Genomic DNA, 24,284 nt, shown 5'->3' on the forward strand with positions numbered 1-24,284 from the left:
TGGGGGCTGGTCGCGCAGTTCCCCGCGCCCCTGGGGAGTTGCAGTCACCTGCGCCACGACGGACCGATCACCACCTCGCCGACCACGCCGGACCGGTCCTCGCACCCCGCGCCACGACAGACCGCTCCCCGCACCCCGCGCCACGACGGGCCGCTGGCCGCGTACGGCGTGCAGGGGACGGGGTGGGGGGTGTCCGCCCGCAGCGGCCGGCGTCCGTTACCGAGCGCCGCCCAAGGGACCGAGCCGCCGGACCGAGGACGGATAACCCCCACCCACCCACCAGACCGCACGCGCTACAAGCACCCCCACCGAAGCCGAAACGGGCCGCCGCAGGCATCAGGGGCGCGGGGAACTGCGCACAACGCCCGCCCCCACCGAACCGAAACAGGCCGCCGCAGGCACTGCACGTCACACCGCCGGAGGCCACCGCGGGGCCCGGCGCTCGTTAAAGGCCGCCACCCCTTCCGCCCGGTCCCCCGAGAACGCCACCGCCCGCCACGCCGCGTCCTCCACCTCGAGTCCGGCCCGCAGGTCCAGCCCCTGCCCGAGCCGCAGCGCCCGCTTCGCCGCCCGCAGCCCCACGGGCGAGTTCGCGGCGATCCGAGCCGCCAGCGAAAGCGCCTCCGCCCGGTCCTGCCCAGCCTCCACCAGCTGATCCACCAGTCCCAGCCGACGCGCCTCCTCCGCCTCCACCCGCCGCGCGGTGAAGATCAGCTCGGAAGCCCGCGCCGCCCCGACCCGCCGAGGCAGCAACTGCGTCCCCCCGCCGCCGGGGATCACCCCCACCGACACCTCCGGCAGTCCCACCACCGCCGTACGGTCGGCCACGATCAGGTCGCACGACAGTGCCAGCTCGAACCCCCCGCCCAACGCGAACCCGTGCACCGCGGCGATCGTCGGCACAGGCAACTCCAGCACCCCCGTGTACGCCGCCCGGGCCACCGGCCGCTGCCGCAGCAGCTCCGCGTCACTGAAGGAGTTCCGTTCCTTCAGATCCGCCCCGACACAGAACGCCCGCTCATGCGTGGAGGTCACCACGACAACCCGCACCCCCTCATCACCCCCCAGCGAGGCGCAGGCGGCGGCGACGGACCGCGCCATCTCCGTGGAGACCGCGTTCATCGCCTTGGGCCGGTCGAGAACCAGCTCGGCGACATGCCCCTCCTCATGCCGCCGCACCAGCACGAACTCCCCGAACCGCTCCTCACCCATGGCACCCTCCCGGTTAACGCGGGTTAACAAGAACGCTCCGATCATCGCAGCCCCACCCCCACCGCGAAAGGTTCCCGCCGACCCACCCGACACCCCGTTCGAGTGACAACCCGCCCAACTCCTCACCCACCGCCCACAGCAGCGCATAACGTGCGCCCCGCCACGACGCACGGGGGCGCAGGCACACAGGGGAGGAAGCATGACGGCGACGACACGACTGGCGGACGGCACCGACACCGGCACCGACACGGGCACCACCCGCCTGTTCGGACCACGCGGCCGCCACCGCAAGCCCCGCCCCCGCAAGGTCCTCCTCGCGGCGGGCGGCCTCGCCCTGGCCGCCGGCGCCCTGAGCCTCGTACGGATGACCCCCGACGCGGGAGTGGGCGGCTTCGGCGCGACGGAGGCGGACCCCCAGGCCGCCCCGGGCACGGACACGGACATCGACGCAGGCCCCGACCGAGCGACGAACGCCGCCGCGACCGTGGGCTCCGTCCCGCAGGCGAGCCCGTCGTCGACCACGGCGATGGGCGGGATCCGCGCGACGCCCACACCGGGCGCCTCGCAGGCCCCGACGGGGTCCGCGACCGCCGTACCACTGCCCCTCGCGGCGGCCCCCACGACGATCCCGGAGGCGCCGAACACCCCGGCACCGACCCGCACGGCGTCCACCACGCCCCACCCACCGGCGCCGACCACGGCCCCGCCACCGGCCCGGACCACGCCCCCACCGGCACCGGCACCCGCTCACACGACCCAGCCCGCGCACACGACGCAGCCCGCACCCGGCCTGTGCGTACCGATCATCGGCCTGTGCGTGCAGCAGCGCGGCTAGCTGGGAGGGGGCGCGTCCCTGCGGGTCAGCAGCCAGGGCTCGACGACGCCGAGTCCACGCACCGGCCGCTGCCACATCGGCTGGAGCGCGAAGCGATACGTCGGCGGCTCCTCGCCCTCCTTCTCGGCGGTGGCCGCGGCCTCGGCCGCCTCGGCCTCGGAGGCGGGTGCCTCGCCGGTGCGGATCAGCTCCTCCGCGAAGGCGCTGTCGACGAGAACCGCGTCGCGGGGAGCTATCGAGGTCAGCCGGGAGGCGAGGTTCACCGTCGTACCGAAGACATCGCCCATACGGGTGGTCACCGTGCCGAAGGCGATGCCGACGCGCAGCTCGGGCATGGTCTCGTCGTTCGCCATGGTCTCGATCAGCCGCAGGGCGATCTCGGCGGCCACCGCCGCGTCGTCGGCCGCGTACAGCACCTCGTCACCGAGCGTCTTGATGAGCCGCCCGCCGCGCGCGGCGACGAGGTCGGCGGCGGTGGTCTCGAAGGCCTCGACGAGCTCGCCGAGCTCCTCCTCCTCCATCCGGCGGGTCAGCCGCGTGAACCCGACGAGGTCGGCGAAGCCGACGCACAGCCGCCGGTCGACCATCTCCTCGTCGTCGGCGGCCTGCACGACCCGGCCCGCCGAGGCGGAGAGCTGGCGGCGCCAGACGTAGACGAGGAACTCCTCCAGCTCGGGCAGGAGCAGCTCGATGATCGGGTACGTCACCTCGGTGCGGGTCATGCCCGGCTCCGGGGGGTCGGTCAGGCCCTCCAGGAAGGAGTCGATCTGCCACTCGGCGAGCCGGGCGGTGGTCTGCCCGGTGGACCGTGCCACCTGTACGGCCATGGCCTCGCTCAGCAGCCCCGCCTCGACAAGACCGGCGAGCCGGCGCAGCGCGAGGACGTCCGCCTCGGTGAAGGCCTTGGCCTGGCCGACGTCGGCGAAGCCCATCGCCCGCCAGAAACGGGTGGCCAGCTCCATGGAGACACCGGCGGTGCGGGCCGCCTGAAAAGGGGTGTAACGCCGCTCCGCGCCGAGGATGAGCTGCTCGAGACGCACGGCGAGCGGGTGCGGGGTCGCGTCCGCGCCGGAGCCCGTGTCGTCTGCGGTCACGCCTGCTGCCCTTCCGATCTGTCACGGTCAGGTATCGACCGGCCTCAACTGTACGGTAGGTGTGCGCCAGCTCACGTCCTCACTCCTTGATGTGGGACAGCTCCGCTCACGCCGGTCGCAGGTGGACGATGTCTCCTGCCCCCACCGGTTCCTGTACGCCCTCCTCCGTCGCGATCACCAGACGGCCGTCGCCGTCCACCGCGACCGCCTCGCCGACCAGTGAGCGGTCACCCGGCAGCTCCGCCCGTACCGTCCTTCCCAGCGTCGCGCACCCCGCCGCGTACGTCTCCTGGAGGCCGCTCACCGTCGGGTCGCCCGCCGCCGCGCGCCAGCGCTCGTACCACTCCTCCAGGGAGCGCAGTACAGCCCTCAGCAGGGGGTCCCGGTCCGTGCTCACCGCTCCGGCCAGCGCCAGCGAACCCGCGGTCGGGACCGGCAGCTCGTTCTCCCGGAGGGTGACGTTGATGCCCACGCCCACGACGACGCCGTCGTCGCCCGCCCGCTCCGCGAGGATTCCGCCGGCCTTGCGTTCCTCGCCGCCCACGGTCACGAGCAGGTCGTTGGGCCACTTCAAGGCCGTATCGACACCCGCGGCCCGTGACAGCCCCGTCGCCACCGCCACCCCCGTCAGCAGTGGCAGCCAGCCCCAGCGGGCCACCGGCACATCGCCGGGCGTCAGCAGGACGGAGAAGAACAGGCCCGACCGCGGCGGTGCGGTCCACCGGCGGTCCAGGCGGCCCCGCCCCGCGGTCTGCTCCTCGGCGACGAGGACCGCGCCCTCGGCCGCCTTGCCCGCGGCGGCACGGGCCACCAGGTCGGAGTTGGTGGAGCCGGTGCCGGCCACCACCTCGAACCCGGACCACAGCCCGCCCTCCCGCACCAGCCCGCGGCGCAGCGCGGCCGCGTTGAGGGGCGGCCGGTCGAGATCCGACCAACGGCTGTCGTCTCCTGAAACATCTCGCGGCGTCATGCAAGCCACCCTAGGTGTGTGAAACGCCGCACTGCTGATTCGGAGGGGCACCACTACTCTACGGATGAGTAACCGTCCCCCCTTTTGAGCAGGCAGGGAGCCGCGATCCCGATGTCCGAGCCGGAAGCGACCGACATTCACACCACCGCGGGCAAACTCGCGGATCTCCAGCGTCGTATTGACGAGGCGACGCACGCCGGCTCCGCACGCGCCGTCGAGAAGCAGCACGCCAAGGGCAAACTGACGGCCCGTGAGCGCATCGAGCTCCTCCTCGACGAGGGTTCCTTCGTCGAGTTGGACGAGTTCGCCCGGCACCGCTCCACCAACTTCGGCCTGGAGAACAACCGCCCCTACGGCGACGGTGTCGTCACCGGCTACGGCACGGTCGACGGCCGTCCCGTCGCCGTGTTCTCCCAGGACTTCACCGTCTTCGGCGGCGCGCTCGGCGAGGTCTACGGCCAGAAGATCGTCAAGGTGATGGACTTCGCGCTGAAGACCGGCTGTCCGGTCATCGGCATCAACGACTCCGGCGGTGCGCGGATCCAGGAGGGAGTGGCCTCCCTCGGCGCCTACGGCGAGATCTTCCGCCGCAACACCCACGCGAGCGGTGTCATCCCGCAGATCAGCCTGGTCGTCGGTCCCTGTGCCGGCGGAGCCGTGTACTCCCCGGCGATCACCGACTTCACGGTCATGGTCGACCAGACCTCGCACATGTTCATCACCGGCCCCGACGTCATCAAGACGGTCACCGGTGAGGACGTCGGCTTCGAGGAGCTGGGCGGCGCCCGCACCCACAACGCGGTGTCCGGCGTGGCCCATCACATGGCCGGGGACGAGAAGGACGCCGTCGAGTACGTCAAGCAGCTGCTGTCGTACCTGCCGTCCAACAACCTCTCCGAGCCGCCGGTCTACCCGGAGGAGGCGGACCTCGCGATCACCGACGAGGACCGCGAGCTGGACACGCTCGTGCCGGACAGCGCGAACCAGCCGTACGACATGCACACGGTGATCGAACACATCCTGGACGACGCCGAGTTCTTCGAGACGCAGCCGCTGTACGCGCCGAACATCCTCACCGGCTACGGCCGCGTCGAGGGCCACCCGGTCGGCATCGTGGCCAACCAGCCGATGCAGTTCGCCGGCTGCCTCGACATCACCGCGTCCGAGAAGGCGGCGCGCTTCGTCCGCACCTGCGACGCCTTCAACATCCCGGTGATCACCTTCGTCGACGTACCGGGCTTCCTCCCCGGCGTCGACCAGGAGCACGACGGCATCATCCGCCGCGGCGCCAAGCTGATCTACGCCTACGCCGAGGCCACGGTTCCCCTGATCACGGTGATCACCCGCAAGGCCTTCGGCGGCGCCTACGACGTCATGGGCTCCAAGCACCTCGGCGCGGACCTCAACCTCGCCTGGCCGACCGCCCAGATCGCCGTGATGGGCGCCCAGGGCGCGGTCAACATCCTGCACCGCCGCACGATCGCGGAGGCGGAGGCGGCCGGAGAGCTGGAGGCGACCCGCGCCCGCCTGATCCGGGAGTACGAGGACGCCCTCCTCAACCCCTACATCGCGGCCGAGCGCGGCTACATCGACTCCGTGATCATGCCGTCGGACACCCGCCGCCACGTGGTCCGGGGCCTGCGCCAGCTGCGCACCAAGCGCGAGTCCCTGCCCCCCAAGAAGCACGGCAACATCCCCCTCTAGCCCTGCCGGGAGCCGTCATGAACATCAAGGTCGTACGGGGTAACCCCACCCCGGAGGAGCTCGCCGCCGCCCTGGCGGTGGTCCGGGCACGCGCCGCGGCGGCGACGACAACGCCGTCCGGCGCCGAGGAACAGAGTGCCGCGTGGTCCGACCCGTCACGGATCGCGGCCCACCGCCTGCCCCAGCCAGGGCCCACCTCATGGGCGCGCACCTACTGGCCGGGGTAGGGGCTCACCCGTCGGAGAAGTTGAGTACGCGTACTCAGGCGCCCTCCGCGACATCGCCGCACGCTGGAAACCATGCTGTGGTCCGACCCCGAGAACGAACCCCCCAAGGAACTGCGCGACACGCAGGAGATGCTCCGGCGCCTGAGCATCTTCCTGGCGCTGGCCATGGTGCTCGCGATGATTGTGATCGGACTACGCTGACCGCATGACCGACCAGCCGTGCCGCCGACTCGTCCTCGCCTCCCAGTCACCCGCTCGCCTGAACCTGCTGCGGCAGGCCGGCCTCACTCCCGAGGTACTCGTGAGCGGGGTCGACGAGGACGCCGTCACCGCCCCCACCCCCGCCGATCTCGCGCTCGCCCTCGCCGAGGCGAAGGCCTCCGTCGTGGCCGCGAAACCCGAGGTCAAGGGTGCGCTGGTGATCGGCTGCGACTCGGTGCTCGACCTGGACGGCGAGGCACTGGGCAAGCCGGCCGACGCCGAGGAGGCGACGGCCCGCTGGAAGTCCATGCGCGGGCGCGCGGGCACCCTGCAGACCGGCCACTGCGTCTACGACACGACGAGCGGCCGGTATGTCTCCGGCGTCGCCTCGACCGTCGTCCGCTTCGGCGAGCCGACCGACGAGGAAGTCGCCGCGTACGTCGCCTCCGGCGAACCCCTTTATGTCGCGGGGGCGTTCACCCTGGACGGCCGTTCGGCCCCGTTCATCGAGGGCATCGACGGCGACCACGGCAATGTGATCGGCCTCAGCCTGCCGCTGCTGCGCCGGCTGCTGGCCGAGCTCGGCGTCGGCATCACGGAGTTGTGGGCGCCGGCGGAGAGGTGACCGGCGAGCCGTCGGCCCCCTGCGGGCCCTCCGGCTCCTTGGGTCCCCCGGGTCCACCCGGACCCCGCCCGTCCTGCGGCTCCGCCGCGACGGGCCCTCGCTGCCCGTCGTAGGTCACCAGCACGAGCACGATCAGCCCGAGCATCACGATCATGAAGAGGAACTGGGGCCGGCCGATCAGCGACCAGGCGACCGCGCCCAGCAGGCCGTGCACCACGGCCGCGCTGATCAGCAGGACCCGGCCGAACCCGGCGGGCTGCCGGTCGCGCACCGCCACCAGCAGGGCGACCAGCGCGCACAGCGCGAAGTAGAGGCCGAAGACGATCCCGCCGATCTTCGAGGACATCGACATCGCGTCCGGGTCCAGACCGGCCAGCGACATGTTCTGCGCGTCGACGAGATTGCCCATGAGCCAGTTCAGCATCGCCACGCCGAGAGCCTCGGCGAAGAGAACGACCGCCACGACCCACGCCACCGGCCTGCGGATCACCGGTCCCCACCCACTTTCGAGCCGTCCTCTGGATACCCGACCTACGTTCAATACAGCGCGAACGCTACTAACGGGTAAACCCCGGGACAAGGGTTCGGCCGCAGGCAAAGATTCATTGGGCCATTCGTAGGGACTCCACAAAGAAACGGAGTGGTCCGCAGCACGCTCTCACAGAGACCTTGGCCACAGAGGAGGGCTAGGGTTTCCGGGAGGAGTCCTGCGTAACGAGGTGCGACAAGGGATTTCGCGGGTCGAGCTAGCCTCGCATCACGCTCCGTGTGGGGAAGCTCACCACAGGGGATGGGTCGAAGAGCCGTGTCGGCAGTCCCTAAACTCGGCTTGTTTCAAGGAGGGAGCCTCAATCGTGCGCAAGGTGCTCATCGCCAACCGTGGCGAAATCGCTGTCCGCGTTGCCCGGGCCTGCCGGGATGCCGGTATCGCGAGCGTGGCCGTGTACGCCGACCCGGACCGGGACGCTCTGCATGTCCGCGCCGCGGATGAGGCGTTCGCTCTGGGCGGTGACACCCCGGCCACCAGCTATCTGGACATCGACAAGGTCCTGGGCGCCGCGCGCGAGTCGGGCGCGGACGCCATCCATCCCGGATACGGCTTCCTCTCCGAGAACGCCGAGTTCGCTCAGGCGGTCCTGGACGCGGGCCTGATCTGGATCGGCCCGCCCCCGCAGGCCATCCGCGACCTCGGTGACAAGGTCGCCGCCCGGCACATCGCCCAGCGGGCCGGCGCCCCGCTGGTGGCCGGCACCCCCGACCCGGTCTCGGGCTCGGACGAGGTCGTCGCCTTCGCCCGGGAGCACGGCCTGCCGATCGCCATCAAGGCCGCCTTCGGCGGTGGCGGACGCGGCCTGAAGGTCGCCCGCACCCTCGAAGAGGTCCCCGAGCTCTACGACTCCGCCGTGCGCGAGGCCGTGGCCGCGTTCGGCCGCGGCGAGTGCTTCGTCGAGCGCTACCTCGACAAGCCCCGCCACGTGGAGACCCAGTGCCTGGCCGACACCCACGGCAACGTGGTCGTCGTCTCCACCCGCGACTGCTCGCTGCAGCGCCGCCACCAGAAGCTGGTCGAAGAGGCCCCCGCGCCCTTCCTGTCCGACGCCCAGGTCGCCGAGCTGTACGCGTCCTCCAAGGCCATCCTCAAGGAGGCCGGCTACGTCGGCGCCGGCACGGTGGAGTTCCTGGTCGGCATGGACGGCACGATCTCCTTCCTGGAGGTCAACACCCGCCTCCAGGTGGAACACCCGGTGACCGAGGAGGTCGCCGGCATCGACCTGGTGCGCGAGATGTTCCGCATCGCCGACGGCGAGGAGCTCGGTTACGGCGACCCGGAACTGCGCGGCCACTCCTTCGAGTTCCGCATCAATGGTGAGGACCCGGGCCGGGGCTTCCTGCCCGCCCCGGGCACCGTCACCCGCTTCGAGGCGCCCTCCGGACCCGGCGTGCGCCTGGACGCGGGCGTCGAGTCCGGCAGCGTCATCGGCCCCGCGTGGGACTCCCTGCTGGCCAAGCTGATCGTCACCGGCGCCACCCGCGAGCAGGCCCTCCAGCGCGCCGCCCGCGCCCTGGAGGAGTTCCAGGTCGAGGGCATGGCCACCGCCATCCCCTTCCACCGCAAGGTGGTCACCGACCCGGCGTTCGCCCCGGAGCTGACCGGCTCCGGTGACCCGTTCACGGTCCACACCCGCTGGATCGAGACCGAGTTCGTCAACGACGTCAAGCCCTTCGCCGCCCCCGCCGAGACCGAGGCCGACGAGGACGCGGACCGCGAGACGATCGTCGTCGAGGTCGGCGGCAAGCGCCTGGAAGTCTCCCTGCCGGTCTCCCTGGGCATGTCGCTGGCCCGCACCGGTCTGGCCGCCGGGGCCAAGCCCAAGCGCCGCGCGGCCAAGAAGTCCGGCCCCGTCGCCTCCGGTGACACCCTCGCCTCCCCGATGCAGGGCACGATCGTCAAGATCGCCGTGGAGGAGGGTCAGGAGGTCAAGGAGGGCGACCTCGTCGTCGTCCTCGAGGCGATGAAGATGGAACAGCCCCTCAACGCGCACAAGGCCGGCACCGTCAAGGGCCTGTCCGCGGAGGTCGGCGCGTCGATCACTTCGGGCGCGGCGATCTGCGAGATCAAGGACTGAGCAGTCGTACGACATCCCGAGGCGCCCGGCGGACTGGAGCAGTCAGTCCGCCGGGCGCCTGGTTTTCCTGCCCCCCGCGACGGTGGGTCCGGGGGGACCACCGGTCAAGCCACATCACGCGACTTCAGCAGCTCAGCGTCGCCGAAGATCCGCCACCCGTGCCCGCTCCGCACCCGGAATCGGTTCACCCAGGGCCGTGGCCGTTCGGAGAGTTGGGCCCGGTGAGGGGACCTGGCCGCGGCGGGGTCCCGGCAGGGGAACGTCCCGGCGCTGTTGCTGCCGCGCCGGGGACTGATCACCCCCCGGTGCTCCCGACGCGCCGGCCACGGCGATCTGCACCCCCTGGTCGGCGAGCGCCTGGAGTTCCGTGGCGGCCCGGTCGTCGTGGGCCGGGGGCTCGTCGGTGACGAGCCGTGTGATCAGGTCCGTCGGCACGGTCTGGAACATCGTGTCCGTACCGAGCTTGGTGTGGTCGGCGAGGACCACGACCTCCGCGGCGGCCTGCACCAGCGCCCGGTCCACGGACGCCGACAGCATGTTGGACGTGGAAAGACCACGCTCGGCGGTGAGCCCGCTCCCGGAGAGGAAGGCCCGCGAGACCCTGAGCCCCTGGAGCGACTGTTCCGCCCCCGAACCCACCAGGGCGTAGTTGGAACCGCGCAGGGTGCCGCCGGTCATCACGACCTCCACCCGGTTGGCATGGGCGAGTGCCTGGGCCACCAGAAGGGAATTGGTCACGACGGTCAGTCCGGGAACCCGGGCGAGCCGGCGCGCCAACTCCTGGGTGGTGGTACCCGCCCCCACCACAATGGCCTCGCCTTCTTCTACGAGGCTCGCGGCGAGATCGGCGATGGCCGTCTTCTCGGCGGTCGCGAGATGCGATTTCTGCGGAAAGCCGGACTCCCGCGTGAACCCGCCCGGCAATACCGCACCGCCATGCCGGCGGTCGAGGAGTCCTTCTGCCTCCAGTGCGCGCACGTCCCGCCGTACGGTCACTTCGGAGGTCTGGACGACGCGGGCGAGCTCACGGAGCGATACAGCCCCGTTGGCTCGCACCATTTCGAGGATCAATTGGCGACGTTCTGCAGCGAACACGAAACTGACAGTAACGCCAACGACCGTCTGCTTTCAGCTGTTTGCGCCGAATAGCAGAAGATGTTCGCACAGCTGGGCGGGAAGTGGTATAGGGCCTAATCCCCCCGCCTATGCCGCGCGAATGGTCGGCAACTCCCTGTGACCAGGCAGGAATCGCTTTCGGCCGTCAGGCTCCCCCGGTCTCCTTGCGCGTGTGCAGCTGCCGTGCCACCTCGGCGATCGACCCCGAAAGGGAGGGGTAAACGGTGAAAGCGTTCGCGATCTGTTCGACCGTCAGATTGTTGTCGACCGCGATCGAGATGGGATGGATCAGTTCCGAGGCGCGGGGCGAGACGACGACACCGCCGACGACGATGCCGGTCCCCGGCCGGCAGAAGATCTTGACGAAGCCGTCACGGATGCCCTGCATCTTCGCGCGCGGGTTGCGCAGCAGCGGGAGCTTCACGACCCGGGCGTCGATCTTGCCGCCGTCCACGTCCGCCTGCGAGTAGCCGACGGTGGCGATCTCCGGGTCGGTGAAGACGTTCGACGAGACCGTCTTCAGGTTCAGCGGGGCCACCGCGTCACCGAGGAAGTGGTACATGGCGATACGGCCCTGCATGGCGGCCACGGAAGCCAGCGCGAACACCCCGGTCACGTCACCGGCGGCGTACACACCGGGAGCCGAGGTCCTGGACACCTTGTCGGTCCAGATGTGCCCGGACTCGCGCAGCTTGACGCCCGCTTCCTCCAGCCCCATCCCGGCGCTGTTCGGGATGGCACCGACAGCCATCAGACAGTGCGACCCGCTGATGACCCGCCCGTCCGCCAGTGTGACCTCGACCCGGTCCCCGACCCGCTTGGCGGACTGGGCACGGGTACGCCCCATGACGTTCATGCCGCGCCGCCGGAAGACGTCCTCGAGGACCGCGGCCGCGTCGGGGTCCTCCCCGGGCAGCACCCGATCCCGCGAGGACACCAGCGTCACCTTGGAGCCGAGCGCCTGATAGGCGCCGGCGAACTCGGCACCGGTGACACCGGATCCGACCACGATGAGCTCTTCCGGCAGCTCGGTGAGGTCGTAGACCTGGGTCCAGTTGAGAATGCGCTCACCGTCGGGCTGGGCGTCGGGCAGCTCACGGGGGTGCCCACCGGTGGCGATGAGCACGGCGTCGGCGACGAGCGTCTCCTCGCTCCCGTCGGCGGCCCGCACCACGACCTTCCGCGACCCGTCGAGGGCCTGCATGCCCTCCAGGCGCCCACGCCCGCGCAGCACCCGGGCACCGGCACGCGTCACGGAGGCGGTGATGTCGTGCGACTGGGCGAGGGCGAGCCGCTTCACACGCCGGTTGACCTTCCCCAGGTCGACGCCCACCACCCGGGCGGCCTGTTCCAGCGGTGGGGTGTCGTCGGCGACGATGATCCCCAGTTCCTCGTACGACGAGTCGAAGGTCGTCATGACCTCGGCCGTAGCGATAAGGGTCTTCGACGGCACGCAGTCGGTCAGCACCGACGCTCCGCCCAGACCGTCGCAGTCGACGACGGTCACCTCCGCGCCGAGTTGGGCGGCCACCAGGGCCGCCTCGTATCCGCCGGGTCCGCCACCGATGATCACGATCCGAGTCACGTACTCCATTGTCCCGTACGACCCGAGGTGCTACGGCCTCGGGGGCGGCCCGAGATGCCACTGTTACGGGAGAGACGCCGGGGAAGGCTGCCGTACCCTCGACCCATGTCGCTCTACGCCGCCTACGCCGGCAACCTCGACGCGCGGCTGATGACCCGCCGCGCCCCGCACTCGCCGATGCGCGCCACGGGGTGGCTGAACGGGTGGCGGCTGACCTTCGGGGGCGAGCACATGGGCTGGGAGGGGGCACTCGCGACGATCGTCGAGGACCCTCTCTGCCAGGTGTTCGTGGCGCTGTACGAGATCGCGCCCGCCGACGACGAGTCGATGGACCGCTGGGAGGGCGTGGGCCTGGACATCTACCGTCGCACCCGCATCCGCGTCCACACCCTGGAGGGCGAGGAGCAGGCCTGGACGTACGTCCTGAACGGCTACGAGGGGGGCCTGCCCTCCGCCCGCTATCTGGGCGAGGTGGCCGACGCGGCGGAATCGGCGGGCGCCCCCCACGACTACGTCATGGAACTCCGCAAGCGCCCCTGCTGAATCACACAGGTCACTGGCGTCGCACCTTTGGTTGGAAACGACAAGACAACGATCGCCATCCCGTCAGCTCTGTCATCTACGCGCGTAGGCCCGGACCGGCTACCCTCATCCGCGTGAACGCATCTCTTCTTCCGGACGACATCCAGGGCGACCCGCATGCCGCCGCCGACGCCGCCGCCGCGCGCCTGCGCGAACTGACCGGCGCCGAGACCCACGACGTCGCCCTCGTGATGGGCTCCGGCTGGGCACCGGCCGTGGACGCCCTCGGTGCACCCGACGCCGAGCTCCAGGTCACCGAGCTGCCCGGTTTCCCGCCGCCTGCTGTGGAGGGACACGGCGGCAAGATCCGCTCGTACAAGATCGGCGAGAAGCGGGCCCTGGTCTTCCTGGGCCGCACGCACTACTACGAGGGCCGCGGTGTCGCCGCCGTCGCCCACGGCGTCCGCACCGCCGTGGCCGCCGGCTGCAAGACCATCGTCCTCACCAACGGCTGCGGCGGCCTCCGCGAGGGCATGCGCCCCGGCCAGCCGGTCCTGATCAGCGACCACATCAACCTCACGGCGACGTCCCCGATCATCGGCGCGAACTTCGTGGACCTCACGGATCTCTACTCTCCCCGCCTGCGTGCCCTGTGCAAGGAGATCGACCCGAGCCTGGAGGAGGGCGTCTACGCCCAGTTCCCCGGCCCGCACTACGAGACCCCGGCCGAGATCCGCATGGCCCGCGTCATCGGCGCGGACCTGGTGGGCATGTCGACGGTCCTCGAAGCGATCGCCGCGCGCGAGGCGGGGGCGGAGATCCTGGGCATCTCGCTGGTGACGAATCTCGCCGCGGGTATGACGGGTGAGCCGCTGAACCACGAGGAGGTTCTTCAGGCGGGCCGTGACAGTGCGACGCGGATGGGTTCGCTGCTGGCGCAGGTGCTCGGGCGGATCTAAGGATTGCCCCGGAGGTGCCGGGTGCTGTCGTATGGCGGGTGCGGGCCCGTTGTGGCTGGTCGCGCGGTTCCCCGCGCCCCTGGGGAGTTGCAGTCACCCGCACCACGACGGACCGTTCGCCGTACCGCGCGCCCCGACGGGCCGGTAGCCGCGTACGGCGGCAAGAGGCCCCGACCGACAACACACCGCACGCGCTACACCAGCCCCCACCGAAGCCGCAACGGGCCGCCGCAGGTATCCAGGGGCGCGGGGAACTGCGCACAACGCCCGCCCCCACCCAACCCGCACACAACGACACAACGAGAGGCTGACGCAACCGTGCACGACGATCTCATCGCCCGGGCCAGGACCTGGCTCGCCGAGGACCCCGACCCGGACACCCGCGACGAGCTCGCCGGACTCCTCGACGCCGACGACGTCACCGAGCTCACCGCACGCTTCAGCGGCACCCTCCAGTTCGGCACCGCCGGCCTGCGCGGCGAACTCGGCGCCGGACCGATGCGCATGAACCGCACGGTCGTCATCCGAGCCGCCGCCGGCCTCGCCGCGTACCTCAAGAAGCACGGCGGCACCGACGGCCTCGTGGTCATCGGCTACGACGCCCGCCACAAGTCGGAAGCCTTCGCACAGGACACCGCGGCCGTGATGACCGGCGCCGGGCTCAAAGCGGCGCTCCTCCCCCGCCCCCTCCCCACCCCCGTCCTGGCCTTCGCCATACGGCACCTCGGCGCGGTGGCAGGCGTGGAGGTCACCGCCAGCCACAACCCGCCCCGCGACAACGGCTACAAGGTCTACCTCGGCGACGGCTCCCAGATCGTCCCGCCCGCCGACGCGGACATCGCCGCCGAGATCGCGGCGATCGCGAGCCTGAGCGACGTCCCCCGCCCGGACACCGGCTGGCAGACCCTCGACGACGCCGTCCTGAACGCCTATCTGGCCCGCACGGACGCCGTACTCGCCGAGAACTCCCCCCGCACCGCCCGCACCGTCTACACCGCGATGCACGGCGTGGGCAAGGACACTCTTCTCGCCGCCTTCGAACGCGCCGGCTTCCCCGCCCCGGAACTCGTCGCCGAACAGGCCGACCCCGACCCCGACTTCCCGACCGTCGCCTTCCCCAACCCTGAAGAGCCCGGCGCGATGGACCTGGCCTTCGCGAAGGCCCGCGAGACCAACCCCGACCTGATCATCGCGAACGACCCCGACGCGGACCGCTGCGCGGTCGCCGTCAAGCGGGACGACACCTGGCGCATGCTCCGCGGCGACGAGGTGGGCGCCCTCCTCGCGGCCCACCTCGTGACCCGCGGAGCGCGCGGCACCTTCGCGGAGTCGATCGTCTCCTCCTCCCTCCTCGGCAGGATCGCCGAGAAGGCCGGCGTTCCCTACGAGGAGACCCTCACCGGCTTCAAGTGGATCGCCCGGGTGGAGGGCCTGCGCTACGGCTACGAAGAGGCCCTCGGCTACTGCGTGGACCCCGAGGGCGTACGGGACAAGGACGGCATCACCGCGGCCCTGCTCATCACGGAGCTCGCGTCCGAGCTGAAGGAGCAGAACCGCACGCTCCTCGACCTCCTGGACGACCTCGCTGTGGACCACGGCCTGCACGCCACGGACCAGCTCGCGGTCCGCGTGGAGGACCTGTCGGTCATCGCCCGAGCGATGGAGCAGCTCCGCGAGCACCCGCCGACCGAGCTCGCGGGCCTGGCCATCACCAGGGCCGAGGACCTGACGCGGGGCACGGACAGGCTCCCGCCCACCGACGGCCTGCGCTACACGCTGGACGGCGCCCGGGTCGTCGTCCGCCCGAGCGGCACCGAGCCGAAGCTGAAGTGCTACCTGGAGGTGGTCGTCCCCGTCGCCACGCACGCCGACCTCCCCGCTGCCCACGCCAGGGCGACCGACCTGCTGACCGCGATCAAGCGGGACCTTTCGGCGGCAGCCGGCATCTGAGCCCGGCCGGCCCGAGAGCCGGCCTCCGAGCCGAGGGGCGGTCCCCGTCCGGACCGCCCCTCACCTCACGCTGCACCGCCCGCTTCAGCCCGCCTTCCGCGCCACGACGAACCGGTCCACCTCCGCCCCCGTCGCCGCCAGCGCCCGCACGGTCAGCGTGGCCGTCCGTCCCACAGCCGCGGGCTTCACGTCGACGCGGATGAACGAGTAGCCGGTGTACCGCACCCGCGACCAGTCCACGGTCTCGGTGACCTTGCCGTCGGCGCCCGTGGAGTACGTCGGGACCGCCCCGACCTCGTCCTCGTGCCCTTCGTAGCTGTCGGCGACGGGGAAGCTGTAGACGCTCTCCCCGCCCGCCCCCGCCGTCACGTAGACGACACCGCCCCGGGACGGCTCGTGCGTCCCGCCGATGGGAAGCTCACGCACTGCCTTGTCCCGCACCACCGGATCCGTCCGCTCGTACACGTGGTTGTGCCCGTTGACGACGAGATCCACCTGATGCTTCTCGTACAGCGGCACCCACTGCTCCCGCACCCCGCCCTCGGAGGCGTGCGAGCTGGTGGTGGAGTAGGCGCAGTGGTGATGGAACACCACGACGAAGTCGACACCGGGCGTCCGTCGCAGCTCCCCGAGCCGCCGGTCCAGCCACGCGGTCTGCTGCCCGCCCGTGTAGCCACGGTTCGCGGGAATCTCGTACGACACGTCGTTGGCGTCGACGGAGACGACGGCGACGTTCCCGTGCACGAACGAGTACACACCCGGCGCCTTCTCCGGATCGAACCCGTTGCCCGGCAGTGTGAAGCGGGCCTCGTTGCCGCCGTACCCGTTGGGCGAGTACCAGGCCTCCATGTCGTGGTTGCCGAACGCCACCATCCACGGCACGCGGCTCGCCGTCGGTTCGATCTGGGCGAGGAACTGGTCCCACTGCCGGGCGTCGTAGTTGCTGCTGTCGGCGGGCAGCCCGTGCCCGGTCTCCTCGGCGTAGCAGATGTCGCCCGCGTGCAGGTGGAAGGCCGGGTTCTGGGCCTGGACGAGGGCGTTGAGCCCGATCGACGTGTAGCTGGGGTTCTGGTCGCCGAAGGCCGTGAAGGCGAACGGCCGCCGGCTGTGCGCGTCAGGAGCGGTGGTGAAGGAGTAGACGGTGTGGGCGGCACCGGCGTGGGCCGGGTCGAAGCCGTCGTGGCCGACGCCGTAGTAGTAGGTCGTCCCGGGCCGGAGGTTGTCCAGGGCCGCGTGCACGTAGTACTGGTCGATGTCGGCGCTCTTGCCGACGCCGGCCGGGGTGAACAGGTCCCGCACCTCGGCGGGGACCCGGTGGCCGAGGTCCAGCGGGCTCAGCCCAATCCGCAGGAAGGGGTTGCGGACGGGCAGCGGAACCTGCCAGGACACCCGCATCTGGGTGCGCGGATCGGCGCCGTAGGCGAGGTGACGGCCGTACGGCGCCACGAGCGAGCCGTCGACGTGCTCGGTGGCCGGGCGGGTGAGGAGATCGGGGGTCGCCGCCGTCGCCGTACCACTGGAGGCGAGCCCGGCGCCCGCGGCTGCGGCGATGGCGCTGGTGCGCAAGAGGCCGCGGCGGGACAGGGCGTTGCGGAGGTACTCGTGCCGCTCCGGCATGCTCAGCGTGTCCGCGAGACGGGCGGGGATGCCCATGCGCGGGGTGTTCAGGGGTGCGTTCATGGCCGGAGGCTGGCAGAGGCCGGTGAATGGCGATTGGACTAAACCTCTGCGTTGACCCATGTTCGGGTCCGGAGCACCCCATCGGGTGATTTAGGCATGGATGTTGACCTTGGTTCCGCGTCCTGCCCCGGGCACCCGGCACCCGGCACCGGTCACCCAAGCGCCGCCAGGATCGTCAGAAGCACCGCCCCGGCCACCGCCGGCCCCACGATCTCGTACGCCCACCGCACGGTCACCTCGCCCTGGGAGGTCTGCGCCTTCCCTCGGGCCTCCAGCAACTCGCGCAGTTCGTCGATGATCTTGTCGGTCTCGGCCCGGGTGGGCCCCTCCGGGACGGGCGTACGACCGCCGAAGCCATCCGCCTGCATTCCGCCGCCGAAGAGGCCGAGCCCCCTGGTGGCACCGCGTCCCGACGACTGCCGGGCGCTCTGCTGGGCCGTCTGACGTGCCGCCTTCTTGCGGCCGCGCAAGGAGACCGGGATCGCCCACAGCTGGTACTTCGTGCCGGACTTGACGAGCACCTCGTTCGAGTAGCCGGAGCGCAGCATCTCGACCTCGCCCCACGGCACGACGATCACGCGGAAGGGGTTGCGGATGCGCAGGCGGTCGTGGTTCGCGAAGACGGCCGGGCGCAGCGTGAAGGCGACGACCAGCGGGACGACGAGGATCAGGGTGGCGAGAGCCAGCCAGGGGGTGCGGCCGGTGCCGGAGACGACGGCGTCGATGCCGAGCCAGCCGATGATGACGAGGACGAGGGAACCGCCGATCAGTGCCATGGGTGAGCGGTAGATGCGGTCCCTGGACTCGGGGGGTGCGGTCGTCATGAGGCCGATCCTAAGCGCCGCCCTGGTTTGTGTCGGTGTGCGGGTGCCCTCAGAACCCGCTCGCCGGGGTGTACAGCCGCTACGCGCGTAGATATGCTCGTCTGGTGACCATGCCCACCACTGCATCAGCCGCACACCCGCTCACGGACGTGACCGCGTCCGACAGCACGCTGCGCCGGTTCCTTCACGGGCTGCCCGGCGTGGACGCGGTCGGCCTGGAGGCGCGCGCCGCCTCGCTCGGTACCCGTTCCATCAAGACGACCGCCAAGGCGTACGCCATCGACCTCGCCATCTCGATGGTCGACCTGACGACGCTGGAAGGCGCGGACACCCCGGGCAAGGTCCGGGCGCTCGGCGCCAAGGCGGTCCGCCCCGACCCGACCGACCGGACGACCCCCGCCACGGCCGCGGTCTGCGTCTATCCCGACATGGTGCCCGTGGCGAAGGAAGCCGTGGCCGGCTCCGGCGTGAAGGTCGCCTCCGTGGCCACCGCGTTCCCGGCCGGCCGCGCCGCCCTCGACGTGAAGCTGGCCGACGTGCGCGACGCCGTGGCCGCGGGCGCCGACGAGGTCGACATGGTCATCGACCGCGGGGCGTTCCTCTCGGGCAGGTACCTGAAGGTGTACGACGAGATCGTCGCCGTGCGCGAGGTCTGCGGTACGGCCGCCCGGCTCAAGGTCATCTTCGAGACCGGCGAGCTGTCGACGTACGACAACATCCGCCGCGCGAGCTGGCTCGGCATGCTGGCCGGCGCGGACTTCATCAAGACGTCCACCGGCAAGGTCGCGGTGAACGCGACCCCGGCGAACACCCTGCTGATGCTGGAGGCGGTGCGTGACTTCCGTGCGCAGACCGGCATCCAGGTGGGCGTGAAGCCGGCGGGCGGCATCAGGACGTCCAAGGACGCCATCAAGTTTCTCGTACTGGTCAACGAGACCGCGGGCGAGGACTGGCTGGACAACCACTGGTTCCGCTTCGGCGCCTCCTCGCTTCTGAACGACCTGCTGATGCAGCGTCAGAAGCTGGCCACCGGCCGCTACTCCGGCCCCGACTACGTGACGGTGGACTGATCACCATGGCATCGGCATTCGATTACGCACCCGCACCAGAGTCCCGCTCGGTCGTCGACATCGCCCCCTCGTACGGGCTGTTCATCGACGGCGAGTTCGTGGAGGCGGCCGACGGCAAGGTCTTCAAGACCGTCTCGCCGTCCACCGAGGAGGTCCTCTCCGAGGTCGCCCAGGCCGGCTCCGAGGACGTGGACCGCGCGGTGAAGGCCGCCCGCAAGGCCTTCGAGAAGTGGTCGGCGCTGCCCGGCTCGGAGCGCGCCAAGTACCTGTTCCGCATCGCCCGGATCATCCAGGAGCGCAGCCGCGAGCTCGCCGTCCTGGAGACCCTGGACAACGGCAAGCCCATCAAGGAGACCCGCGACGCCGACCTCCCCCTGGTCGCCGCGCACTTCTTCTACTACGCGGGCTGGGCCGACAAGCTGGAGCACGCCGGGTTCGGCGCTTCCCCGAAGCCCCTCGGCGTGGCCGGCCAGGTCATCCCCTGGAACTTCCCGCTCCTGATGCTGGCGTGGAAGATCGCCCCGGCACTGGCGACCGGCAACACCGTCGTCCTGAAGCCTGCGGAGACCACCCCCCTGTCGGCGCTGTTCTTCGCGGACGTCTGCCGCCAGGCCGGCCTGCCCAGGGGTGTCGTCAACATCCTTCCGGGCTACGGCGACACGGGCGCCGCGCTCGTCGCGCACCCGGACGTCAACAAGGTGGCCTTCACCGGCTCCACCGCCGTGGGCAAGGAGATCGCGCGGACCGTCGCCGGCACCCGCAAGAAGGTCACGCTCGAACTGGGCGGCAAGGGCGCCAACATCGTCTTCGACGACGCCCCGATCGACCAGGCGGTGGAGGGGATCGTCAACGGCATCTTCTTCAACCAGGGCCAGGTCTGCTGCGCGGGCTCCCGTCTCCTCGTCCAGGAGTCGATCCAGGACGAGCTGCTGGACTCCCTCAAGCGCCGCCTGTCCACCCTCCGCCTCGGCGACCCGCTCGACAAGAACACCGACATCGGCGCGATCAACTCCGCGGAGCAGCTCTCGCGGATCACCTCGCTCGTCGAGAAGGGCGCGGCCGAGGGCGCCGAGCCCTGGTCCCCGGAGTGCGAACTCCCCTCCTCCGGCTACTGGTTCGCCCCGACGCTCTTCACGAACGTCACCCAGGCGCACACCATCGCCCGCGACGAGATCTTCGGCCCGGTGCTGTCGGTCCTCACCTTCCGCACCCCGGACGAGGCCGTCGCCAAGGCCAACAACACCCAGTACGGCCTGTCGGCGGGCATCTGGACGGAGAAGGGTTCGCGGATCCTGGCGGTGGCGAACAAGCTCCGGGCCGGGGTCGTCTGGTCCAACACGTTCAACAAGTTCGACCCGACGTCGCCGTTCGGCGGCTACAAGGAGTCGGGCTTCGGCCGCGAGGGCGGTCGCCACGGCCTGGAGGCGTACCTCGATGTCTGACCGACTCAGTGTCCTCAAGACCTACAAGCTGTACGTCGGGGGCAAGTTCCCCCGCTCCGAAAGCGGCCGGGTGTACGAAGTGACCGACTCCAAGGGCAAGTGGCTGGCGAACGCGCCGCAGTCCTCCCGCAAGGACGCCCGTGACGCGGTCGTGGCCGCGCGCAAGGCGTTCGGCGGCTGGTCCGGTGCGACGGCGTACAACCGCGGCCAGGTCCTCTACCGCGTCGCGGAGATGCTGGAGGGCCGCAAGGCGCAGTTCGTCCACGAGGTGGCCGACGCCGAGGGCCTGTCGAAGTCCAGGGCGGCCGAGCAGGTCGAGGCGACGATCGACCGCTGGGTCTGGTACGCGGGCTGGACCGACAAGATCGCCCAGGTGGTGGGCGGCGGCAACCCGGTGGCGGGCCCGTACTTCAACCTGTCCTCCCCCGAGCCGACGGGTGTGGTGGCCGTCCTGGCCCCGCAGGAGTCGTCGTTCCTGGGCCTGGTCTCGGTGCTGGCCCCGGTGATCGCCACGGGCAACACGGCGATCGTGGTGGCGAGCGAGAGGTCCCCGCTCCCGGCGCTGTCCCTGGGCGAGGTCCTGGCCACCTCCGACGTCCCCGGAGGCGTGGTCAACGTCCTCTCGGGCCGCACCGCGGAGATCGCGACCCCCCTGGCGTCCCACCAGGACGTCAACGCGATCGACCTGGCGGGCGCGGACGATGTCCTCGCGAAGGAGCTGGAGATCGCGGCCGCGGACAACCTGAAGCGAGTCCTGCGTCCACAGCCTGTGGACAACTGGACGGCGACTCCGGGCATCGACCGCCTGACGGCGTTCCTGGAGACGAAGACGGTCTGGCACCCGACGGGTTCGCTGGGGGCGTCGGGCTCCTCGTACTGACAACGGGCCGCGACACCGGAGAGCCGCGCCTCCCCTCCGTACGGGGAGACGCGGCTCTCCTGCCGTCGTACCGGAGTCAGCTGTTCGGCAACCCCACCACCTGTCCCACCACCGGCATGCTCCCGATCGACTGCGCCTGCGCGACGGGCCCCAGCAGCGCCCGCGAAGCAACCGGCTGGGAGTCGCCGATCGCCACCCCGTTGTCCAACGGGTCCACCCCCGTCCCCGCCAGCGGGTTCGGCTTGAAACCGGCGACCGGGCCGGTGACGTAGCCGACCGAGCCGGTGAGCGACTGCACCCCGGCCTGCGGGTCGATGTTGCCCAGCGAGGTCGGCCGGGCGCCCACCATTCCGACGATCGGCTCGGTGTCCGCGGCGGCCACCCCGGCGCCTGCGCCGAGTGCGACACCCGCGGTGGCGAGGGCGGTGAGTGTGCGCCGGGCTGTCGGGTTCGCGTGTCGTGCCATGTGTTTCTGCCACCTTTTCCGTGCACTGGGTAAGCGTGTCGACACGAAGGGTAGTTGAGGTGTGACGCGCGCTTCAAAGCCAACCCGCGGGGTCGATGAACGGCAGGTGAATGCCCCACACTGGTGTCCCGTGAGTTCCCAACCGCCCATACCGACGCGAGTCGTGCTGCTCTGCGGCCCTTCCGGCTCCGGCAAGTCCCTTCTCTCGGCCCGGTCCGGTCTTCCGGTTCTCCGGCTCGACGACTTCTACAAGGAGGGCGACGACCCGACGCTGCCGCTGGTGGCGGGGAGCTCCGACATCGACTGGGACCACCCCGGGTCCTGGGACGCGGACACCGCGGTGGCGGCGATCGTCGAACTGTGCCGCACGGGCCGTACGAAGATCCCGGTCTACGACATCTCGCTGAGCGCCCGCACCGGCGACGAGGCGGTCGACATGGGCCGGACCCCGCTGTTCATCGCGGAGGGCATCTTCGCCGCCGAGATCGTCACCCGCTGCCGGGAGCTCGGGGTGCTGGCCGACGCGCTGTGCCTGAGCCGGGGTCCGGTGCGCACGTTCCGCCGCCGTTTCCTGCGGGATCTGCGCGAGGGCCGCAAGTCGGTGCCGTTCCTGCTGCGCCGCGGCTGGCGGCTGATGCGCCTGGAGCGCTCGATCGTCGCCCGTCAGACCGCGCTCGGCGCCCACCCCTGCGACAAGGACGAGGCCCTGAGCCGCCTGTCCGCCGCGGCAGCGGGACACCGGCAGGCGGCGACTCCGGCCGCCTGAGCGGCCCGGCCGAACGACTTCGGCGCCTTCTCCGTCGTAGGACCGGAAAACGGTCACCTCGGGAAGGAAGCGGATGACGACAGCACGGCTGGTCATGGCGGTGGCGATGCTGACGGTGGTCCTCGGATGCTCGTCCGGCGGCTCGTCCGGCGGCGAAGCCGCGGCCTCCTGCGCGGGGGTGGTGACGCACGAGAACCGTGACTATCTGCCCACCCAGGACGAGGACTTCACCGTCGGCGAGCGCCTGGGCACCGCCCGCATCCCGGGGTGCGACGACACCCCGAACGACCCCGACGTCGCCATCCCCGAAGTCACGACCAACGCGTACCTCGTCGAGGGCAGGGACCCCGCCGAGGCCATCGCCGTCGGTGACTCGCCCGCCTCGGCGAGGCTCGTGGAGATCCGCTGAGCACACACCGAAGCGGGACTGGACGGACCCCCCGGCCCTCCAGTCCCGCTTCTTGGTGCTTCCCCGCGGTCCCCGTGGGTCCCCCGTGACCCCCGTTGATCCCCCCGGGTACCGGCCCCCCAGCCGGTACCCCTATCCCCCGTTCCTCCCCCAACCCTCAGGCGACGAGCTCCCCGAAGGCGTTCTCCTCGTCACGGCCGAAGCTGAGGACCTCGTCCTCGCGCAGCCGGCGGAGCGACCGCCAGATGCTGGACTTCACCGTGCCGACACTGATGTCGAGGATCTCCGCGATCTCCGGGTCGGTGCGGCCCTCGTAGTAACGGAGGACCAGCATCGTCCGCTGGAGTTCGGGGAGCCGGGCCAGCGCCTGCCACAGGACCGCGCGCAGCTCCGTGCCGCGCATCGCGTCCGTGTCGCCGGGCGTCTCCGGCAGTTCCTCGGTCGGGTATTCGTTCAGCTTGCGGCGGCGCCACGCGCTGATGTGCAGGTTCGTCATGGTGCGGCGGAGGTAGCCCCCGACCGCGGCCTTGTCGCTGATCCGGTCCCAGGCCTTGTACGTCGAGAACAGCGCGCTCTGCAGCAGGTCCTCGGCCTCGAAGCGGTCCCCGGTCAGGTGGTACGCGGTGGCGTACAGGGAGGCGCGGCGCTCCTGGACGTAGGCGGTGAACTCCGCCTCCGACAGCGAACGACGCTCCCCCGTGTCCTCCCTGTACGACGATCCCCCGTGCGATTCCCCCGTGAAGGTGTCAACCACCGACATGTACGCGGTGTGCTGACGCCCGGTGCCGCGAGCGCACCCCCGCCCGCTCACGGCACCGGACTTCTCGGAACCCCGGGTCACGTCGTGCAGCCGCGTGACCACTGCGCTGGTGCTGATGCTGTGCAGCGTGTTCATCTCGCGCCCCCCGTCGTGGACTTCCGGTGTTCGGTCTGCTCGGGCGGTGCTGCCTTGCCCGTGCCAAAAAGATTGCCCTCGCACCTTCATGACCGTGTCCGCCGACTGTCACAGACCTGTCACAGGGGCCCGTCTCAGGAATTGCACAGCGGACCCACGGACGGGTGCCGTAAGGACTGCCTGTCCCCACAGGTCGAACCGCACCCCCTCCATGGGCCAGAATGA

The 24,284-nt window shown here is 70.9% G+C and carries 24 protein-coding genes; 14 read left to right on the forward strand and 10 right to left on the reverse strand.

All coding sequences use genetic code 11. The annotated features are described in order from the left end of the window. Positions 1–408: 408 nt before the first annotated feature. Complete coding sequence (locus tag AQJ46_RS06810) at positions 409–1,212, reverse strand: enoyl-CoA hydratase/isomerase family protein (protein WP_057608136.1); 804 nt, start codon at positions 1,210–1,212, stop codon at positions 409–411. A gap of 199 nt (positions 1,213–1,411) precedes the next feature. Here AQJ46_RS06810 and AQJ46_RS06815 point away from each other — a divergent pair, with 199 nt between their 5' ends. Next, positions 1,412–2,047 carry a hypothetical protein gene (locus AQJ46_RS06815; RefSeq protein ID WP_059204725.1) on the forward strand — a complete coding sequence of 212 codons (636 nt, stop codon included), beginning with the start codon at positions 1,412–1,414 and terminating at the stop codon, positions 2,045–2,047. Here AQJ46_RS06815 and AQJ46_RS06820 read toward each other — a convergent pair. After that, positions 2,044–3,141, reverse strand: coding sequence for an adenylate/guanylate cyclase domain-containing protein (locus AQJ46_RS06820; protein ID WP_059204726.1), 1,098 nt, complete (start codon positions 3,139–3,141; stop codon positions 2,044–2,046). The genes AQJ46_RS06815 and AQJ46_RS06820 overlap by 4 nt on opposite strands. 106 nt (positions 3,142–3,247) lie before the next feature. Next, positions 3,248–4,111: a biotin--[acetyl-CoA-carboxylase] ligase gene (locus AQJ46_RS06825; protein ID WP_057607678.1), complete on the reverse strand. Its 864-nt coding sequence runs from the start codon at positions 4,109–4,111 to the stop codon at positions 3,248–3,250. A gap of 111 nt (positions 4,112–4,222) precedes the next feature. Between AQJ46_RS06825 and AQJ46_RS06830 the strand changes: the two genes are divergently transcribed. The 4 genes from AQJ46_RS06830 to AQJ46_RS06840 all read left to right on the forward strand — a co-directional run bounded on the left by AQJ46_RS06830 (position 4,223) and on the right by AQJ46_RS06840 (position 6,868). Further along, on the forward strand, positions 4,223–5,815 hold the full coding sequence (locus AQJ46_RS06830; RefSeq protein ID WP_059204727.1) for an acyl-CoA carboxylase subunit beta: 1,593 nt from the start codon (positions 4,223–4,225) through the stop codon (positions 5,813–5,815). 17 nt (positions 5,816–5,832) lie between these two features. Continuing rightward, on the forward strand, positions 5,833–6,042 hold the full coding sequence (locus AQJ46_RS06835) for an acyl-CoA carboxylase epsilon subunit (RefSeq protein ID WP_057607680.1): 210 nt from the start codon (positions 5,833–5,835) through the stop codon (positions 6,040–6,042). 72 nt (positions 6,043–6,114) lie between these two features. After that, a complete protein-coding gene (mmpB, locus tag AQJ46_RS58410) occupies positions 6,115–6,243 on the forward strand; it encodes a morphogenic membrane protein MmpB (protein ID WP_088245423.1) in 129 nt (42 codons plus the stop codon). A 4-nt stretch (positions 6,244–6,247) separates the two neighbouring features. Further along, complete coding sequence (locus tag AQJ46_RS06840) at positions 6,248–6,868, forward strand: nucleoside triphosphate pyrophosphatase (RefSeq protein ID WP_059204728.1); 621 nt, start codon at positions 6,248–6,250, stop codon at positions 6,866–6,868. On the opposite strand, the gene AQJ46_RS06845 is transcribed toward AQJ46_RS06840, so the two are convergent. After that, positions 6,837–7,358: a hypothetical protein gene (locus AQJ46_RS06845; RefSeq protein WP_225887261.1), complete on the reverse strand. Its 522-nt coding sequence runs from the start codon at positions 7,356–7,358 to the stop codon at positions 6,837–6,839. The genes AQJ46_RS06840 and AQJ46_RS06845 overlap by 32 nt on opposite strands. Before the next feature lie 364 nt (positions 7,359–7,722). On the opposite strand from AQJ46_RS06845, the gene AQJ46_RS06850 reads away from it, so the two are divergent. After that, positions 7,723–9,495, forward strand: coding sequence for an acetyl/propionyl/methylcrotonyl-CoA carboxylase subunit alpha (locus AQJ46_RS06850; RefSeq protein WP_059204729.1), 1,773 nt, complete (start codon positions 7,723–7,725; stop codon positions 9,493–9,495). A gap of 132 nt (positions 9,496–9,627) precedes the next feature. On the opposite strand, the gene AQJ46_RS06855 is transcribed toward AQJ46_RS06850, so the two are convergent. Both AQJ46_RS06855 and AQJ46_RS06860 read right to left on the reverse strand, forming a co-directional pair. Further along, positions 9,628–10,590 carry a DeoR/GlpR family DNA-binding transcription regulator gene (locus AQJ46_RS06855; protein ID WP_079072157.1) on the reverse strand — a complete coding sequence of 321 codons (963 nt, stop codon included), beginning with the start codon at positions 10,588–10,590 and terminating at the stop codon, positions 9,628–9,630. A gap of 166 nt (positions 10,591–10,756) precedes the next feature. Further along, positions 10,757–12,205 carry an NAD(P)H-quinone dehydrogenase gene (locus AQJ46_RS06860; RefSeq protein WP_057607685.1) on the reverse strand — a complete coding sequence of 483 codons (1,449 nt, stop codon included), beginning with the start codon at positions 12,203–12,205 and terminating at the stop codon, positions 10,757–10,759. Between the two features lie 96 nt (positions 12,206–12,301). Between AQJ46_RS06860 and AQJ46_RS06865 the strand changes: the two genes are divergently transcribed. From AQJ46_RS06865 to AQJ46_RS06875, 3 genes are all read left to right on the forward strand, one after another. Continuing rightward, positions 12,302–12,739, forward strand: a complete 438-nt coding sequence (locus AQJ46_RS06865) for a gamma-glutamylcyclotransferase (protein ID WP_057607686.1) — start codon at positions 12,302–12,304, stop codon at positions 12,737–12,739. A gap of 113 nt (positions 12,740–12,852) precedes the next feature. Next, positions 12,853–13,677, forward strand: a complete 825-nt coding sequence (locus AQJ46_RS06870; RefSeq protein WP_059204730.1) for a purine-nucleoside phosphorylase — start codon at positions 12,853–12,855, stop codon at positions 13,675–13,677. A gap of 318 nt (positions 13,678–13,995) precedes the next feature. Next, the gene (locus tag AQJ46_RS06875) at positions 13,996–15,627 is read left to right on the forward strand and encodes a phospho-sugar mutase (RefSeq protein ID WP_059204731.1); all 1,632 of its coding nucleotides are present in this window, start codon (positions 13,996–13,998) and stop codon (positions 15,625–15,627) included. Between the two features lie 84 nt (positions 15,628–15,711). Here the strand turns inward: AQJ46_RS06875 and AQJ46_RS06880 are convergent, their stop codons facing one another. Continuing rightward, positions 15,712–17,280, reverse strand: coding sequence for a purple acid phosphatase family protein (locus AQJ46_RS06880; protein WP_079072158.1), 1,569 nt, complete (start codon positions 17,278–17,280; stop codon positions 15,712–15,714). Between the two features lie 179 nt (positions 17,281–17,459). Then, entirely contained in the window at positions 17,460–18,131 is a 672-nt protein-coding gene (locus tag AQJ46_RS06885; protein WP_059204732.1) for a PH domain-containing protein, read from the reverse strand. A 110-nt stretch (positions 18,132–18,241) separates the two neighbouring features. Between AQJ46_RS06885 and deoC the strand changes: the two genes are divergently transcribed. Genes deoC through AQJ46_RS06900 form a run of 3 tightly spaced genes read left to right on the forward strand, consistent with a single transcriptional unit; the run spans position 18,242 to position 21,523 of the window. Further along, on the forward strand, positions 18,242–19,201 hold the full coding sequence (gene deoC, locus AQJ46_RS06890) for a deoxyribose-phosphate aldolase (protein ID WP_059205131.1): 960 nt from the start codon (positions 18,242–18,244) through the stop codon (positions 19,199–19,201). A 5-nt stretch (positions 19,202–19,206) separates the two neighbouring features. Further along, positions 19,207–20,643, forward strand: a complete 1,437-nt coding sequence (locus AQJ46_RS06895; protein ID WP_057607690.1) for an aldehyde dehydrogenase family protein — start codon at positions 19,207–19,209, stop codon at positions 20,641–20,643. After that, positions 20,636–21,523 carry an aldehyde dehydrogenase family protein gene (locus AQJ46_RS06900; RefSeq protein ID WP_059204733.1) on the forward strand — a complete coding sequence of 296 codons (888 nt, stop codon included), beginning with the start codon at positions 20,636–20,638 and terminating at the stop codon, positions 21,521–21,523. Before AQJ46_RS06895 ends, AQJ46_RS06900 begins: the two co-directional genes overlap by 8 nt. Before the next feature lie 76 nt (positions 21,524–21,599). Here the strand turns inward: AQJ46_RS06900 and AQJ46_RS06905 are convergent, their stop codons facing one another. Further along, on the reverse strand, positions 21,600–21,989 hold the full coding sequence (locus AQJ46_RS06905; RefSeq protein WP_059204734.1) for a hypothetical protein: 390 nt from the start codon (positions 21,987–21,989) through the stop codon (positions 21,600–21,602). A 61-nt stretch (positions 21,990–22,050) separates the two neighbouring features. On the opposite strand from AQJ46_RS06905, the gene AQJ46_RS06910 reads away from it, so the two are divergent. Both AQJ46_RS06910 and AQJ46_RS06915 read left to right on the forward strand, forming a co-directional pair. Beyond that, entirely contained in the window at positions 22,051–22,755 is a 705-nt protein-coding gene (locus tag AQJ46_RS06910) for a uridine kinase (RefSeq protein ID WP_079072159.1), read from the forward strand. Positions 22,756–22,828: 73 nt separating this feature from the next. Beyond that, a complete protein-coding gene (locus AQJ46_RS06915) occupies positions 22,829–23,164 on the forward strand; it encodes a DUF6281 family protein (protein WP_059204736.1) in 336 nt (111 codons plus the stop codon). Positions 23,165–23,321: 157 nt separating this feature from the next. On the opposite strand, the gene AQJ46_RS06920 is transcribed toward AQJ46_RS06915, so the two are convergent. Beyond that, positions 23,322–24,059, reverse strand: coding sequence for a SigE family RNA polymerase sigma factor (locus tag AQJ46_RS06920; protein WP_057607695.1), 738 nt, complete (start codon positions 24,057–24,059; stop codon positions 23,322–23,324). Between the last annotated feature and the right edge of the window lie 225 nt (positions 24,060–24,284).

The organism is Streptomyces canus (assembly GCF_001514145.1).
In the GTDB taxonomy this organism is placed as follows: domain Bacteria; phylum Actinomycetota; class Actinomycetes; order Streptomycetales; family Streptomycetaceae; genus Streptomyces; species Streptomyces canus.